This window comes from Clostridium weizhouense (assembly GCF_019431045.1).
GTDB lineage: Bacteria > Bacillota > Clostridia > Clostridiales > Clostridiaceae > Clostridium > Clostridium weizhouense.
Genome location: NZ_JAHXPT010000001.1, coordinates 459866 through 477152, shown reverse-complemented (window position 1 = coordinate 477152; position 17287 = coordinate 459866). Strand labels below are relative to the sequence as shown.

19 protein-coding genes are annotated in these 17287 nt (G+C 28.6%); all 19 read left to right on the top strand.

Annotated elements, in window-relative coordinates; all coding sequences use genetic code 11:
• Positions 1-91: 91 nt before the first annotated feature.
• Complete coding sequence (prfA, locus tag KYD98_RS02265) at positions 92-1174, top strand: peptide chain release factor 1 (RefSeq protein ID WP_219777954.1); 1083 nt, start codon at positions 92-94, stop codon at positions 1172-1174.
• 83 nt (positions 1175-1257) lie between these two features.
• Positions 1258-1845 carry a hypothetical protein gene (locus tag KYD98_RS02260; RefSeq protein ID WP_219777953.1) on the top strand — a complete coding sequence of 196 codons (588 nt, stop codon included), beginning with the start codon at positions 1258-1260 and terminating at the stop codon, positions 1843-1845.
• Between the two features lie 20 nt (positions 1846-1865).
• The gene (locus KYD98_RS02255; protein WP_219777952.1) at positions 1866-2915 is read left to right on the top strand and encodes an L-threonylcarbamoyladenylate synthase; all 1050 of its coding nucleotides are present in this window, start codon (positions 1866-1868) and stop codon (positions 2913-2915) included.
• A 118-nt stretch (positions 2916-3033) separates the two neighbouring features.
• Positions 3034-3483 carry a ribose 5-phosphate isomerase B gene (gene rpiB, locus KYD98_RS02250; RefSeq protein WP_219777951.1) on the top strand — a complete coding sequence of 150 codons (450 nt, stop codon included), beginning with the start codon at positions 3034-3036 and terminating at the stop codon, positions 3481-3483.
• Between the two features lie 75 nt (positions 3484-3558).
• Positions 3559-4188, top strand: a complete 630-nt coding sequence (gene upp, locus KYD98_RS02245) for a uracil phosphoribosyltransferase (protein WP_219777950.1) — start codon at positions 3559-3561, stop codon at positions 4186-4188.
• A 180-nt stretch (positions 4189-4368) separates the two neighbouring features.
• Positions 4369-4863: a dCMP deaminase family protein gene (locus KYD98_RS02240; protein WP_219777949.1), complete on the top strand. Its 495-nt coding sequence runs from the start codon at positions 4369-4371 to the stop codon at positions 4861-4863.
• 134 nt (positions 4864-4997) lie between these two features.
• The gene (wecB, locus tag KYD98_RS02235) at positions 4998-6146 is read left to right on the top strand and encodes a non-hydrolyzing UDP-N-acetylglucosamine 2-epimerase (RefSeq protein ID WP_308462425.1); all 1149 of its coding nucleotides are present in this window, start codon (positions 4998-5000) and stop codon (positions 6144-6146) included.
• Between the two features lie 123 nt (positions 6147-6269).
• Positions 6270-7451, top strand: coding sequence for an acetyl-CoA C-acetyltransferase (locus KYD98_RS02230; protein ID WP_219777947.1), 1182 nt, complete (start codon positions 6270-6272; stop codon positions 7449-7451).
• A gap of 731 nt (positions 7452-8182) precedes the next feature.
• Positions 8183-8557 carry a hypothetical protein gene (locus KYD98_RS02225; RefSeq protein WP_219777946.1) on the top strand — a complete coding sequence of 125 codons (375 nt, stop codon included), beginning with the start codon at positions 8183-8185 and terminating at the stop codon, positions 8555-8557.
• Entirely contained in the window at positions 8550-9239 is a 690-nt protein-coding gene (locus KYD98_RS02220) for a F0F1 ATP synthase subunit A (protein WP_373368718.1), read from the top strand. The genes KYD98_RS02225 and KYD98_RS02220 overlap by 8 nt, the downstream gene beginning before the upstream one ends.
• 71 nt (positions 9240-9310) lie before the next feature.
• Positions 9311-9526, top strand: a complete 216-nt coding sequence (atpE, locus tag KYD98_RS02215; RefSeq protein ID WP_219777944.1) for an ATP synthase F0 subunit C — start codon at positions 9311-9313, stop codon at positions 9524-9526.
• Positions 9527-9580: 54 nt separating this feature from the next.
• Positions 9581-10060, top strand: coding sequence for a F0F1 ATP synthase subunit B (locus KYD98_RS02210; protein WP_219777943.1), 480 nt, complete (start codon positions 9581-9583; stop codon positions 10058-10060).
• Between the two features lie 2 nt (positions 10061-10062).
• Positions 10063-10602, top strand: coding sequence for a F0F1 ATP synthase subunit delta (locus KYD98_RS02205; protein ID WP_219777942.1), 540 nt, complete (start codon positions 10063-10065; stop codon positions 10600-10602).
• A gap of 10 nt (positions 10603-10612) precedes the next feature.
• On the top strand, positions 10613-12127 hold the full coding sequence (atpA, locus tag KYD98_RS02200) for a F0F1 ATP synthase subunit alpha (protein ID WP_219777941.1): 1515 nt from the start codon (positions 10613-10615) through the stop codon (positions 12125-12127).
• A gap of 40 nt (positions 12128-12167) precedes the next feature.
• Positions 12168-13019: an ATP synthase F1 subunit gamma gene (gene atpG, locus KYD98_RS02195; RefSeq protein ID WP_219777940.1), complete on the top strand. Its 852-nt coding sequence runs from the start codon at positions 12168-12170 to the stop codon at positions 13017-13019.
• Positions 13020-13033: 14 nt separating this feature from the next.
• Complete coding sequence (gene atpD, locus KYD98_RS02190; RefSeq protein ID WP_219777939.1) at positions 13034-14425, top strand: F0F1 ATP synthase subunit beta; 1392 nt, start codon at positions 13034-13036, stop codon at positions 14423-14425.
• A 14-nt stretch (positions 14426-14439) separates the two neighbouring features.
• Positions 14440-14838 carry an ATP synthase F1 subunit epsilon gene (gene atpC / locus KYD98_RS02185; protein ID WP_219777938.1) on the top strand — a complete coding sequence of 133 codons (399 nt, stop codon included), beginning with the start codon at positions 14440-14442 and terminating at the stop codon, positions 14836-14838.
• 274 nt (positions 14839-15112) lie between these two features.
• Positions 15113-15760: a hypothetical protein gene (locus tag KYD98_RS02180; RefSeq protein WP_219777937.1), complete on the top strand. Its 648-nt coding sequence runs from the start codon at positions 15113-15115 to the stop codon at positions 15758-15760.
• A gap of 148 nt (positions 15761-15908) precedes the next feature.
• Positions 15909-17171 (top strand): UDP-N-acetylglucosamine 1-carboxyvinyltransferase, encoded by a 1263-nt coding sequence (gene murA, locus KYD98_RS02175; RefSeq protein WP_219777936.1) that lies wholly within the window; start codon positions 15909-15911, stop codon positions 17169-17171.
• Positions 17172-17287 lie beyond the last annotated feature (116 nt).

Sequence of the window (17287 nt, the reverse complement as noted above, 5' to 3'; positions counted from 1 at the left end):
GCTTTGTTCATCTAAAAGTCAGGATGTGATTTATCCAACTATAGTTAAACACTTGGATAAAATGTGTAAAAATGAAATACGGAGTGATTAAATGTTATTAGATAAATTAGCTTTTATAGAAAATAAATATGATGAATTATCAGTTAAAATTAGTGACCCATCAATTATGCAAAATCAAAATGAATGGAGAAAGCTTTGTAAAGAACAAGCTGACTTAGAGATAATTGTAAATGCATATAGAGAGTATAAGCAAGTAACTGAAGATCTTGAAGCAAACAAAGAGATGTTAAGTGAAGAAAGTGATAAAGAAATGAGAGAAATGTTAAATGAAGAAATATCTTCTTTAACAACTAGAGAACAAGAATTAGAAGAAGAAATTCAAATATTATTACTTCCTAAAGATCCAAATGATGATAAGAACGTTTTTGTTGAAATAAGAGGAGGTGCAGGTGGAGAAGAAGCAGCTCTATTTGCATATAACTTATTTAGAATGTATACAAGATATGCAGAAAATCAAAGATGGTCTACTGAAATAATGAGTTTAAATGAAACAGATATTGGTGGATTTAAGGAAGTTGTCTTTATGATTAAGGGTAATGGAGCTTACTCAAAACTAAAGTATGAAAGTGGAGTACATAGAGTTCAAAGAGTTCCTGATACTGAATCAAGTGGAAGAATTCATACATCAACTGCAACAGTAGCTGTTTTACCAGAAGTTGATGATGTAGAAATTGAAATTGCTGATAAAGATATTAGGATTGATGTATTTAGAGCATCAGGACACGGTGGACAATGTGTAAATACTACAGATTCAGCTGTTAGAATTACCCATTTACCTACAGGGCTTGTAGTTTCATGCCAAGATGAAAAGTCTCAATTAAAAAATAAAGAAAAAGCTATGAAAGTTCTTAGATCAAGATTATTTGAAAAGGCTGAACAAGAAAGAGCTGATGGAATAGCTGAAGATAGAAAAAGTCAAGTAGGAACTGGTGATAGAAGTGAAAGAATCAGAACTTACAACTATCCACAAGGAAGAATTACTGACCATAGAATAGGATTAACATTATATAAATTAGAGGCATTTTTAGCTGGAGATATTGATGAAGTAATAAATGCATTAATTACAGCAGATCAAGCAGAAAAAATGAAAAAAATGGGAAATAGTAACATGTAAGGCAATATTAGTAAATGCCTAAGTATTATTTAAAAGCCTTACATTTTATATGTGAGGCTTTTGAATAATAGGAGGAATGAGTTATGGATATTTATACTGCTATAAAAAAGGAAAAGTCCTCATTAAAGGGATTTGTAATTTTTATGATTATGATAGCATTTTTTTTACCTATAGCATTATTTTTAACAGGACTTTTTAATGTGTTTTATTTATTTTTTTTGGCATTTATTGAATTTTTAATAGTTATAGCTATAATACTTAGATTTAATAGTTATAAAGTAGAATACAAATGCAATAATAATAAATTAAGTTTTAGAACAGGAATATTTACAAGTAAGTCTTTAGTTTTTTGTGATAGAGTAGTTTTAGTACATACAAATAAATCAGATTATGATATGGAAATAATAGTTATTACGAACTTAGCTTTTAAAAATAAAATTTTAAAACCAGTAGTACCTAATTTTCTTAAAAGATATCCAGAAATCAAAAAGGAATATTTAAAAATACAAGAATTTAATCCAGATAAGTCTTATTATTTTCAAGTTATAAGAAAAGGTGGATTGAAAAAATATTTATTATTAGATTGTATATATAAAAATTGTGTAAAAGCTGTTTATACAGATTATAGTATACAAAATATTAAGATTGCACGGGGACAGACAATAGTTTAGCAGGAAAGAAGGAATTTATTTTGAGAACAAATATTGTTGTGGTTAACAATATTTTTGATGACCAAGAAAAAATAAAAGAAGCAGCTGAAGTAATAAAAGAAGGTGGAATAGTTGCTTTCCCTACAGAAACAGTTTATGGCTTAGGTGCAGATGCCCTTAATGAGGAAAGTGTTAAAAAAATATTTATAGCAAAGGGTAGACCTCAAGATAATCCATTAATTGTCCATGTAGCGTCAAAAAATATAGATTCATTAGTTGAAAGTATCCCAGAAGTTGCTCAAAAACTTATGGATAAATTTTGGCCAGGACCATTAACAATAATTTTAAAGAAAAAAGATATAATACCTAATATGACTAGTGCTAATTTAGATTCAATTGGAATTAGAATGCCAAATGATGAAATAGCATTAAAATTAATAGAATTATCAGAAACTGTTATAGCAGCACCATCAGCCAATATTAGCGGAAGGCCTAGTCCGACTGATGTTCAAAGATGTATAGAAGATTTAGATGGCAAAGTTGATTGCATAGTAGGTGGACATAAAAGCATTATTGGTGTAGAATCTACAATCGTGGATTGTACTGTTAATCCACCATTAGTATTAAGACCAGGTGGAATAACATTAGAAATGTTAAAAGAAGTAAATCCGAGAATAGAGATAGATAAAGCTATAATGAAAAAACCTAGTGAAAATCTAAAGCCTAAAGCACCAGGAATGAAGTATAGACATTATGCACCAAAAGCAAAAGTTACAATAATATCTGGTGAAAGAAAAAAAACTATTGAAAAAATTAACGAAATAGTACACAATTATATAGATAACAATAAGAAAGTATGTATACTTACTGTAGAGGAACATGAGCATGAATATAAAGAAGGTACTAAAATATTATTAGGAAGCATTAAAGATTTATCTACAGTAGCTCAAAATTTATTTGAAGCATTAAGAAAATGCGATGATTTAGGAGCAGATTTTATTTTAGCAGAGGCTTATGAAGAAAAAGGGGTTGGAATTGCCATAATGAATAGATTAAATAAAGCAGCAGGATTTGATATTATTAAAGTATAATTAAATAATTTATAATAATTTGATTTTATTATTTTTTGAAATAAAAAAAGACGAAGTTAGGATTTAATACTTTTTCTTTTTTTTTTATGAATAAATATATTATTGGAGGTTTTACAATATGAAAATAGCAATTGGTTGTGATCATGGTGGATTTGAATTAAAACAAGAAATTATATCATTTTTAAAATCAGAAGGACATGAAGTTAAAGACTTTGGTACAGATACTAAAGATTCTTGTGACTATCCAGATATTGCACTACCTGTAGCTGAAGCGGTTACTGCAAAAGAATATAGATTTGGAATATTAATCTGTGGAACAGGAATTGGTATAGGAATTAGTGCTAATAAAGTTCCAGGAATTAGAGCAGCATTGTGCTCTGATACATTTAGTGCTCATGCTACAAGACAACATAATGATGCTAATATATTAACATTAGGTCAAAGAGTAGTTGGTTCGGGTCTTGCATTAGATATAGTAAAGACATTTATATCAGCTGAATTTGAAGGTGATAGACATTTGAAAAGAATAAATAAAATTAGTGAAATAGAAAAAAAATATAGCAAGTAATAATTTTGTAAAATAAGCTATTGTTTAAAATATAGCTTTTAAAAAATAAATTATAAATATTAGGAGGAAGAAATAATGAGTAAAGTAATAGAGGTAAAGCATCCATTAGTGCTTCATAAGCTTTCAATGATAAGAAATAAGGAAACAGGAAGTAAGGATTTTAAAGAATTGGTTAAAGAAGTTTCAACTTTATTAACTTATGAGGCAACAAGAGACTTAAATATGGATGAGGTTGAAATCGAAACTCCAGTTTGTAAGACTAAATGTAAAGTAGTTTCTGGTAAAAAGGTAGCTATAGTACCTATATTAAGAGCAGGACTTGGAATGGTTGATGGAGTGCTTAGTTTAATACCAGCTGCTAAAATAGGTCACATTGGATTATATAGAGATGAAGAAACATTAAAGCCTGTAGAATACTTCTGCAAACTTCCAAAAGATATTGAAGAAAGAGATGTAATTGTAGTAGATCCTATGCTTGCAACAGGAGGATCAGCAGCAGATGCATTAACTATGCTAAAGGAAAAAGGAGCAAAAAGTTTAAAACTAATGTGTTTAATATCAGCTCCAGAAGGTATAGAATTAGTACAAAAACAACATCCGGATGTTGATATATATATAGCATCTATAGATGAAAAATTAAATGAAAATGGTTATATAGTACCAGGACTTGGAGATGCAGGAGATAGATTATTTGGAACAAAATAAAAAATAGTTAAAAATAATGATAAAGGGACTATCTTAAAATTAATTTTAAGATAGTCCCTTTATTGTCTATTGTTAACAGTCTATTGAAACGTGGCACAGTCACTTTTCTTCTTATGTATATAGATGATATATGGTATAATCAACATATATTATATAATGTCACTTTTAGGAGAATATAGGATGGAACGAAGAATTAAAGATAATTATTATTTAGATATTGCTGAAACAGTTTTAGAAAGAGGAACTTGTTTAAGAAGAAATTATGGATCTATTATAGTTAAAAATGATGAAATAATTTCTACAGGATATACAGGAGCACCTAGAGGAAGAAAAAATTGTATCGATATGAATAGATGTATAAGAGAGGAGTTACAAATTCCAAGAGGAACACATTATGAATTGTGTAGAAGTGTACATAGTGAAGCTAATGCTATAATTAGTGCTTCAAGAAGAGATATGATTGGTGCAACTTTATATTTAGTAGGAAAAGATGCTAACACAAAGGAATATGTAAAGAATGCAAATTCTTGTTCTATGTGTAAAAGACTTATAATTAATTCTGGTATTGATTATGTTGTTATAAGAGATACAAAACATGATTATAGAAAAATAAATGTATCAGAATGGATAGAGAATGATGATTCTTTAGATGTTAAATTAAATTTAGGGTATTAAAAATTAAATATAAATTAAAGAATATATAATAAGATATTGATAAAAATATAATAAAAATATAAATTTATAATCTAATATAACTATATTATATAGAAAAATAAAATATTTATAAGTAAATGCTAGGAGGAAGTAAAGTGAGCAAAACGAAAGTTATAACGATATTTGGTACAAGACCAGAAGCAATAAAAATGGCTCCTTTAGTAAAGGAATTAGAAAAAAGAGAAGAAATAGAATCTAAAGTTTGTGTTACTGCGCAGCATAGAGAAATGTTAGATCAAGTACTAGAATTATTTGATATAAAACCTGATTTTGATTTAAACATAATGAAAACAAGACAAACATTAACTGGTATAACTAATAAAGTTTTAGAGGGATTAGAAGAAATTTTTCAAAAAGAAAAACCAGATATGATACTAGTACATGGGGATACAACAACAACTTTTGCAGGTTCATTAGCAGCTTTCTATCAACAGATTAGGGTTGGTCATGTAGAGGCAGGACTTAGAACGTTTAATAAGTATTTTCCATTTCCAGAAGAGATGAATAGAAAATTAACAGGAAGTTTAGCTGATTTACATTTTGCTCCAACAAAAGGTTCAAAAGAAAATTTATTAAGAGAAGGCATAAATGAATCAGATATTTATATAACTGGAAATACTGTAATAGACGCTATGGAACATACGGTTGAAGAAGATTATAAATTTGTAAATGAAGAACTTCAACAAATAGATTTTAATAAAAAAGTTATAATGGTTACAGCTCATAGAAGAGAAAATTGGGGAGAAGGAATAGAAAATATTTGTGAATCTCTAAAAAAGATAGTTGAAGAAAATTCAGAGGTTCAAATAGTATATTTAGTTCATTTAAATCCTGTTGTTAAAGATGTTGTATTTAATAAACTTGGTAATATGGAAAGAGTTCATTTATTACCACCATTAGATACTAAAGAAACTCATAATTTAATGAATAAGTCATTTATGGTTATGACAGATTCTGGTGGACTACAAGAAGAAGCACCACATTTAGGTAAACCAGTATTGGTATTAAGAGATGTAACTGAAAGACCAGAGGCTGTACAATACGGAACAGTTAAATTGGTAGGGACTAATATACAAAACATAGTAGATGAAGCTACAAAATTAATTAATAATACTGAAGAATATATAAAGATGAGCAAAGCTGTAAACCCATATGGAGATGGTGTAGCATCTATTAGAATAGCAGATGCTATATTTAAATATTTCAATATTAGCCAAAAAGAAGTAAATGAGTTTAAAAGATAGAGTTTGTTTAAAATTTAACAATTAACTCTTGAAAAATGTGAGAAAATTATGTATAATTAAAATATGTTAATAATTTAACGATATCAATATTAAAATATATATAATTTTTAGGAGGATTTATAGATGAAAGAAGTAGTTATTGTAAGTGCAGTAAGAACTGCATTAGGAAGCTTTGGCGGATCATTAAAGACAGTTCCAGCAGTAGATTTAGGAGCTACAGTAATTAAAGAAGCTGTAAAAAGAGCTGGAGTTAAAGAAGAATTAGTTGAAGAAGTTATAATGGGTAATGTAATTCAAGCAGGTTTAGGACAAAACCCAGCTAGACAATCAGCTGTTAAGGCTGGATTACCAGTAGAAATTCCAGCAATGACAATCAACAAAGTTTGTGGATCAGGTTTAAGAGCAGTTGGATTAGCAGCTCAAATGATTAAAGCTGGAGATGCTGATATAATAGTAGCTGGTGGTATGGAAAACATGTCAGCAGCACCATATGTATTACCAGGTGCTAGATGGGGCCAAAGAATGGGCGATGCTAAAATGGTTGATACAATGATTAAAGATGGTTTATGGGATGCATTTAACAACTATCATATGGGTGTTACTGCTGAAAACATAGCTAAACAATGGGGATTAACTAGAGAAGAACAAGATGCTTTCTCGGCTTCATCTCAACAAAAAGCTCAAAAAGCTATTGAAACTGGAAGATTTAAAGATGAAATAGTTCCAGTTATGATCCCTCAAAGAAAGGGAGAACCAAAAGTATTTGATACTGATGAATTCCCAAGATTCGGAACAACTGCAGAAGGTTTAGCTAAATTAAAACCAGCTTTCCTTAAAGATGGTACTGTAACTGCAGGTAATGCATCAGGAATTAATGATGGAGCAGCAGCTTTCGTTGTTATGAGTGCTGATAAAGCAGCTGAATTAGGACTTAAGCCATTAGCTAAAATAGTTTCTTATGGATCAAAAGGATTAGATCCTTCTATAATGGGATACGGACCATTCCATGCAACTAAGAAAGCTTTAGAAGTAGCTAACTTAACAATTGATGATATGGATTTAATAGAAGCTAATGAAGCTTTTGCAGCTCAAAGTTTAGCAGTTGCTAAAGACTTAAAATTTGATATGGAAAAGGTTAATGTTAACGGTGGAGCTATTGCATTAGGACATCCGGTTGGAGCATCAGGTGCTAGAATTCTTGTTACATTACTTCATGAAATGGAAAAGAGAGATGCTAAAAAAGGTTTAGCAACACTTTGTATAGGTGGAGGAATGGGAACAGCGCTTATCGTTGAAAGACTATAAGATTGTTAATATTCTTTTAAATAAAAAAAGCTGTTATAATGAAAAACATTATAACAGTTTTTTATATGTAAAATAAAAAAAGATTTAACAAAACAAAGGAATATTAATGAATAAAAAAACCTATATATTATAAAAATATATAATATAAGTTTAAATAAGTTTAAATAAGTAATATTTAAATTATAAGATGAAAGAATTCTTACAAAAATTCTAAAAATTTATACTTTAGTTTTAAATTGCATAAAATGTATGCAAGATGTAAGAAAAAATCTTTGATAAACAATTATAAATACCATTTTATAACGTCTGCATAAGTACTTACAAGTATTTTATTATTATGTATAAAAATAAATAATTGAATAAATTAAGTAATTTGTATTCATCAGTACAAAATAAATACGACAAAATTTTATAAAAAAATTAAATTAAATATATTAAAATAGAAAAAATATTATAAATTATAATAAAACATGTAATGTAAATGTTATCAAAAGGTTGCATAACATCCTTCTAAAGATAGAATATTCAGTTAATTGCATGTTTGATATTTAATAATATCATTATATAGAAATAACAAAAGAAAAACGAATTTTAACTGCATATAGACAAGCAAATAGAAGGTAAATTAACTCAATGAGAATAAAAAGCAATTTATTAATAAAAATAGTGTTTTATTAAAGTTTCATATGGAGATATAATATCTGATATCGACGAGGAAAGAGGAAAAATATATGAATAATGAGAATGTTAAGCTTCTTAGAGATATGATAAAAATTGATTTAGGAATTGGTATTATAATGTTTTTTATTATATGTTTATTCTCTTCTTTAATAAATGGAATTATGTATTTTGGAGGTATATTAATATCTCTATTAAACTTTATTTTAAGTGTATATATTACATTAAATTTCTTAGAATATAATAAACGAAATAAATATACGCCTATAATTACTTTTTTTAAAATAGCTATAATAATTATTATAGCTATACCATTTATTAAAAGTATAACTTTAATGTTTTTTTATATGTTTGGATTTATTTCGCATTATATATTACTAATAATAAACTGCATAAAAAACATAAAAAATAGGAAAGGAAGTGTTTAAGTTGGAGTCTAGCAGACTTATATACTCCTTTAAAATTGGAAATTTCCCTATTGACATCACTCCAGAAATAATAGTTCAGTGGGTTATAATTCTGATTTTATGGATAGGAGCTTGTTTATTAACAAGAAATCTAAAGCAGAAACCAGATAAAAAGCAAGCAGCTTTAGAAAAACTTTATGAATCAATAAAGTTACTTGTTAAAAACACTATGGGGGAAGATTATGGAAGCTTTGTACCATATATAGGAACACTGGTTGTTTATTTATTGCTTTTAAACTTTACAGGACTAATAGGTATAGAACCACCAACTCAGAATTTGAGTGTAACTTTAGGACTTGCAATTACAACTTTTTTAGCTATTAATGTAAATGCAATTAGAAAAAATGGTCCTGGGAAATATATGAAAGGTTTTGCACATCCTTATGTTGTTATGTTACCAATAAACATAATGGAAAGAGTAATGCTTCCAGTATCTTTAGCACTGAGACTTTTTGGTAACATGTTAGCAGCAACAATTTTAGTAGGATTAGTATATAGTAAATTAGCTGATATAGGAATGTTAGCACAAATTGGTTCACCTATAATAGTACATGGATATTTTGATTTATTTGATGGAACAATTCAAATGCTAGTATTTACAATGTTAACTATGATTAATATTAAAACTACAGCAGAACATTAATAAAAGGTAATAATTTTGTTATTAAAAATAATAATTTTTGTTATTAAATAATTTTTGAGGAGGAATTTATAATGAATTTAGCATTTATAGGAGCAGGTATTGCTGTATTAACAGGATTAGGAGCAGGTATAGGTATAGGTATAGCTACAGGAAGAGCTACTGAAGGTATAGCTAGACAACCAGAAGCAGCAAGTAAAATTCAAACAGCTCTAATCATAGGAGCAGGTCTTGCAGAAGCAACAGCAATTTATGGTTTAATAGTTGCATTTATGATCTTATCAAAATAATAAATTTATATGAGTTGATTATATTGACTCCGAAGGGAGGATATAGGTAAATATATGGATATTAATATTTCAACATTGTTAATGACTTTAGTTAACTTTTTTATTCTAGTTCTTATATTAAAGCGTTTTTTCTGGAGTAAAATCCAAGCAATAATAGAAGAAAGACAAAACTATGTTGATGAACAATTAATTAAAGCTGATGAAGATTCTGAAAAAGCAAGAATGTATTTATTAGAAAATCAAAAAATTCTTCAATCAGCTAAAGATGAAGGTAAAAAAATTACTGAAAAGAAAAAAGTAAAAGCAAATAAAATATATCAAGAAATTATTGATAATGCTAATGAAGAAGCAAAATCACTAATTGAAAGAGCTAAAACAGATATACAAAGAGAAAAAGAAAAAGCAGAATATGAAGTTAAAAAACAAGCAATAGATTTAGCAGTGGAGCTTTCAATTAAAGCATTAGAAGAAAGCATAGATGACGATAAACATAGAAAGCTTATAAGTGATTTTATTACTAAGGTAGGTATGTAACTATGTATGAATATTTAGATAGGCGATATGCATTAGCACTTTATGAAGTTGCTGAAGAAAAAGGTAAAATTGAACAGTATTTACAAGATCTAAGACAAGTGTGTAATATTATTGAAACTAATGTAGATTTTTATGAGGTAATCAAACATCCTCAAATAAGTACAAAAAAGAAAAAACAAACATTTGTTAATATATTTAAAAATCAAATAGATGAGGACCTACTTTCTTTCCTTCTTATATTAATAGAAAAAGATAGAATACTTTATTTAAGAGAAAAATTAAATGAGATGGAAAAGATAGATCTTGAAAGAAAAAATACTTTAAATGGTGTAGTAAAAACTGCTATTCCAATTTTGCCAGAAGAGTTAGAAAAAATAAAAGATATTTTTGAAAAAAAATATGATAAAAACATATTGTTCAAAACTGAAGTAGATAAAAGCCTTTTAGGTGGAGTATATGTAAGAATTGGACACGAGGTCATAGATGATACTGTAAAATCTAAAATAGAAGAAATGAAAGATTTAATGCTTAAGCAGAATTAGAGGTGAGTCCATGAATATCAAACCAGAAGAAATAACTTCTATCATCAAAAAAGAGATAGAAAAATATGAAAAACAAATAAAAACAGTGAATTCTGGTACTATAATTCAAGTTGGAGATGGAGTTTCAAGAGTTTATGGATTAGACGATTGTATGGAAGGAGAATTATTAGAATTCCCTAATAACGTCTATGGTATGGCTCTAAACCTTGAACAAGATAATGTTGGATGTGTTCTTTTAGGATCTGAAGAAGGAATAAAAGAAGGAGACATTGTTAAAGGAACTGGAAAAATTGTAGAAGTTCCTGTAGGTGAAGCTTTAATAGGTAGAGTAGTTAATTCTTTGGGAGAACCAATTGATGGTAAAGGTCCAATAAATACCAAAGAAACTAGACCGATAGAAGTCCATGCTCCAAGTATAATAGACAGAAGCTCGGTTAATGAACCACTTCAAACCGGAATTAAGGCCATTGATTCAATGATTCCAATAGGTAAGGGACAAAGAGAACTTATAATAGGAGATAGACAAACAGGAAAGACTGCACTATGTATAGATACTATATTAAACCAAAAAGGTAAAGATGTTATATGTATTTATGTAGCTATAGGTCAAAAACAATCTACAGTTGCACATATTGTTAACACATTTACTGAAATGGGAGCTATGGACTACAGTATAGTAGTAAGCTCTACAGCAGCAGATTCAGCACCATTACAATATCTTGCACCATATGCAGGATGTAGTATAGGTGAATATTTTATGCATCAAGGAAAAGATGTACTAATTATTTATGATGATCTTTCTAAGCACGCTGTAGCTTATAGAGCTATGTCATTATTACTTAGAAGACCACCAGGCAGAGAAGCTTATCCTGGAGATGTTTTCTATATACATTCTAGATTACTTGAGAGAGCAGCTAAATTGTCACCAGAATTAGGTGGAGGTTCATTAACAGCTCTTCCAATTATAGAAACACTAGCAGGAGATGTTACAGCATATATACCAACTAATGTTATATCTATAACAGATGGTCAAATATTCTTAGAATCTGATTTATTCTATGAAGGACAAAGACCAGCTGTAAATGCAGGTATATCAGTATCAAGAGTTGGTGGTAATGCACAAATAAAAGCCATGAAACAAGTTAGTGGTACATTAAGATTAGATCTTGCACAATTTAGAGAATTAGAAGCATTTGCACAATTTGGGTCTGATTTAGATAGTGATTCTAATAGAAGATTAGAAAAAGGTAAGAGATTAATGGAAATATTGAAGCAAGATCAGTATCAACCAATGGATGTTACAAAACAAATAGCAATATTATATGCTACAGTTAATGATTTCTTATCAGATGTTAAAGTTAGTGACATAAGAAGATTCGAAAAAGAATTTTTAGAATATATGGACACTCATCATAGAGATATTGAAGACTCAATTATTGAAGAAAAAACTTTAACTAATGAAATAAAATCAAGGTTAGAGGAAGCAATAGTTGAATTTAAAAAAATATTTTTAAAAGATGCATAGCTTAATTTTAAGCTATGCCCTTCTTTAGGAGGTGGAAATCATGTGTGCAGCTGGATTAATTGATATAAAAAGAAGAATTAAATCAGTAGAAAGTACAAGAAAAATTACTAATGCTATGGGACTTGTTGCCACTTCTAAGTTAAGAAAATGTAGAAAAGAATTGTTGTTAAATAATAAATTCGTTGAATCAACTGAAAAAATTGTAAAGAAACTTGCAAGCTCAATTTCTGATGAAGAACAAAGTATTTATTTTAACGGAAATAATAGTAAAGATAAATTGTATATAGTTATGACATCAGATACAGGTTTATGTGGAGGATTCAATGCTAATATAGTATCTTACTTGGAAACCCTAGTGAAAAAAGATGATGGAGATACAAATGTTGTTGTAGTTGGAAAAAGAGGGATTGGATATGTTAAAAAGACTGGAATTGATCCAATTAATGAATATGTAGATATTTCTGATCTACCAACTGTTACAGAAGCTAAAATTATTTTTGAAAAAGCTCTTGAAATGTATATTAACGGAGAAGTTTCAGAAGTCAATATTGTATACTCTGAATTTATTTCACCAGTTAAACAGCAACAAAAATCAACTAGGATTTTGCCTATAGAAAAACTTGATAAAGTATCAAGTAATTGTATTATTGAACCTAATGTAGAACAAGTATTAGGCGATTGCTTAAATATCTATTTAAAAGCAAAAGTTAGAAGTATTTTATTAAGTTCAAAATGTAGTGAACAAAGTTCAAGAATGACAGCAATGGATGGAGCTACTCAAAACGCTAATGATTTGTTATCTAATTTAAATCTTAAATTTAATAGAATTAGACAACAAATTATTACACAAGAAATAAGTGAAATTGTTGGAGGAGCAGAAGCTCAAAAATAGTAAGGAGGTATCTTATGCCTGGAAAGATTGGAAAAGTAGTTCAAGTAATTGGACCAGTAATAGATATAAAATTCGATTCAGACTCACTTCCTAATTTATATAATGGTATTCATATAAATATGGGAGATCATGAATTAGTGGCAGAAGTTGAACAACATGTTGGAGATGACATTGTTAGAGCAATTTCAATGGAAGCTACTGAAGGGTTAAAAAGAGGAATGGAAGCTGTTGATACAGGAAAGCCTATTTGTGTTCCTGTAGGTAATGATGTACTAGGAAGATTATTTAATGTTTTAGGAGATCCTATAGATAATTGTGGAGAAATAAATGCAAAAGAGGAATATCCAATTCATAGAGCAGCTCCTAGTTTTAAAGATCAATCAGTTGAGCCTGAAATGTTTGAAACAGGAATTAAAGTTATAGATTTACTTGCACCATATCAAAGAGGTGGTAAGATAGGTCTATTTGGAGGAGCTGGAGTTGGTAAGACAGTATTAATCCAAGAGTTAATAAATAATATAGCTAAAGAACATGGTGGATTATCAGTTTTCACAGGTGTTGGAGAAAGATCAAGAGAAGGTAATGATTTATATCATGAAATGAAGGATTCAGGAGTTATTGCTAAAACAGCTTTAGTATTTGGTCAAATGAATGAACCACCAGGTGCTAGAATGAGAGTTGCTTTAACTGGATTAACTATGGCAGAGTATTTTAGAGATCAAGGTCAAGATGTATTATTATTTATAGATAATATATTTAGATTTACTCAAGCTGGTTCAGAGGTTTCGGCTTTACTTGGAAGAATACCTTCAGCAGTTGGATATCAACCAACATTAGCTACAGAAATGGGAGCACTTCAAGAAAGAATAACATCAACTGTTAATGGATCTATAACATCAGTTCAAGCTGTATATGTTCCAGCGGATGACTTAACAGATCCAGCACCAGCTACAACATTCTCACATTTAGATGCGACTACAGTTTTATCAAGAAGTATAGTTGAACTTGGTATATATCCTGCAGTAGATCCATTGGAATCTTCATCTAGAATATTAGATCCAAGAGTAGTTGGAGAAGAACACTATAAAGTTGCTACACAAGTAAAAAATGTTCTTCAAAAGTATAAAGAATTACAAGATATTATAGCAATACTTGGTGTAGATGAATTATCAGATGAAGATAAGGCAGTTGTAGCTAGAGCAAGAAGAATTCAAAGATTTTTATCACAACCATTTACTGTTGGAGAACAATTTACTGGTATGCCAGGAAAATATGTTCCTATAAAAGAAACAATAAGAGGATTTAAAGAAATATTAGAAGGTAAACATGATAATTTACCTGAATCAGCATTCTTATTTGTTGGATCTATTGATGATGCAGTAGAAAAAGCTAAAAAGTTAGGATAAGGGGATGAGCGATTATGCCTAATACCTTTTTACTAAAAATTGTTACACCTACTCATGATGTATATAATGGAGAAGTTCAAAAAGTATTTTTAAAAAATGCTGGCGGGAATTTAGAGATATTGGCAAATCATGCAGAGATGATAACAAGTACAATACCTTCTATTGTAAAGATTAATAATGCAGAGGGCGAAGTTGAAGAAGTATTTGTTTCTACAGCAATTGTAAATGTTGATTCAGATGGATTAACAATATGTAGTGATGCTGCAGAAAAACAAGAGGATATTGACTTTGAAAGAGCAGAGAAAGCTAAAGTAAGAGCTGAAAGAAGATTAAAAGAATCTAATAAATACAATAAAGAAAGAGCCGAATTAGCATTATTAAGAGCAGTTGAACGTATAAAATTAAAAAAATAAAAGCTTAAGAGGGATACCTCTTAAGCTTTTATTTTTTTAGTGAATTATATTATTGGATAATCAGTTGATAATTTCTAGAATACTGTATTTTAAAAAGTCAAATGTGTGAAAAAATGGACGTTTCATAGTAGCATTGGCGGTTTTTTATTATTAATACTATTAAATTATCACAAATTAACAAAAAATCTATATATTATATTATAAAGTTAAATAAAAGTAGAATAGAAATTGAAATAGCTGAGCATAATTAAAGAAATGAATAGGGGGTATAGGTATGAAGTTTAAGATTAGTTTAATGTTACTTATATTGATATCATTTTTTAATATGGGGGCTATTTCTAAGCAACAGATGATTAATAAGTCCTTCTATGAAATAGAAAATAGCATGCTAAATAAAAGTCAATTTGAAGAGAATGGTGTAAAAATCCAATTTAAAACTAAAGTAAGTATTGAAGAAGAATATTCATTAATTAAGCAAAGTTTGATTAGTAATATTCAAGGGATATATACTGAAATTGACAGAAATAAATTTGAAATATTGAATAATAATTTTAATATTAGTGCAAATTTATGGTGTGTAGATAATTATACTTATGTTGAAGTTATTTTAATAAATACTAATTCTCAATATAAAATAGAGTACTTAAAGAATATATTAAAATCCTTAAGCGATAAAAAGTCAGAGAATATACAAATGTTTTTATATTATAAAGGAAAAGTAGAAAATATATCAAATGATAAATTTAGGGATTGGTTAAATGCTTCACAATATATTAAAAATATAGATATAATAAAAATTAATAATGGCTATACTGGAACTGGAAGCTTAAAAGATGGAGAAAAAGTTAATTTTGCACTGTCTAACTATAATACTGATTCGTATGTAATTATTGCTACACCAATAATATTTACAACATATTAAAGCATTAAGAATAAAGTAACAATTAATTTTTAATAAAGAAAGACTAGGATTATATACCCAATAGATAATAAAATTCTAGTTATTTTCTTGATTAAAAAAAGCATTGTGTCTAATTTTTAGTGTTTAACAATTATTTATGGAGGATAATATGGAAAAAATAATAGTTAAGGGTGTAAAAGAACTTAATGGTGAAGTTAATATAAGTTGTGCTAAGAATTCAATATTACCTATAATTGCAGCAACTATATTATGTCCAGAGAGTATTACTATAAATAATACTCCTATGTTAGAAGATGTAGAGGTCATTTGTAAACTATTAGCTAAGCTAAATTGTGAAGTCAATTTTTCTCAAATAGATAATAAATTAAAAATTAATACTAGTAATATAAGTCCTGAAAATACTAATACAGATTTAATAAAAAAAATGAGAGCATCTTTTTTAATAATGGGCTCTATGCTTGCAAGATTTGGGTATTGCAAGTTGTGTTTGCCGGGTGGATGCAATATAGGAAGTAGACCTATAGATTTACATCTTAAAGGGTTTAAACTACTTGGTGCAGACGTAAATATTGGATATGGATTTGTAGAAGTACAGGCAAAAAAATTAATTGGTAATAGAATATATCTTGACTTCCCTTCAGTTGGAGCTACCGAAAATATATTAATGGCAGCTGTTTTAGCTGAAGGAACAACAATAATAGAAAATGCAGCTGAAGAGCCAGAAATTGAAGATCTTGCTAGATTTTTAAATAAAATGGGTGCAAGAATAGAAGGTGCAGGAAGAGGAAAAATTATTATACATGGAGTAAGAAGTTTAAAAGGCATAGAGTATACTCCTATATACGATAGAATAGAAGCAGGAACATTTATGATAGCAGCAGGAATAACAAATAGTAAGATAAAAATTAATGGAATTAATGAAGAACATTTGAGACCTGTTATAGAAAAATTAAAAGAATGTGGATTTTTATTTAGCAAATATAATGAAAATTCTATTATAGTAGATGGAACAAAAATGAAAAAAGCGGTTGATATTAAGACATTACCATATCCTGGATTCCCGACTGATATGCAAGCACAAATTATGAGTCTTTTATCTATTACGCAAGGAATAAGTATTATAACAGAAACTGTATTTGAAAATAGATTTATGCATGTCACAGATTTAACAAGAATGGGAGCTAATATAAAAATTGATGGAAGAACTGCAATTATAGAAGGGGTATCTAGATTAACTGGATGCGATGTTAAGGCTACAGACTTAAGAGGTGGAGCGGCTATGATTTTAGCAGGGTTAGCAGCAGAGGGAGAAACTAGAATAGGTGATATATATCATATAGATAGAGGATATGTTAATGTAGAAGAAAAGTTTAGAAAATTAGGTGCAGAGGTTTATAGAATTGATGTATAAACTTAAAGGGCAAGATTAGATATCTTGCCCTTTAAGTTTATATTTTAATATATGCTTAACATAATTCTTAATATTAGAGCATATATTTATTTGTAGGGACTTAGAGAGGGGATAAG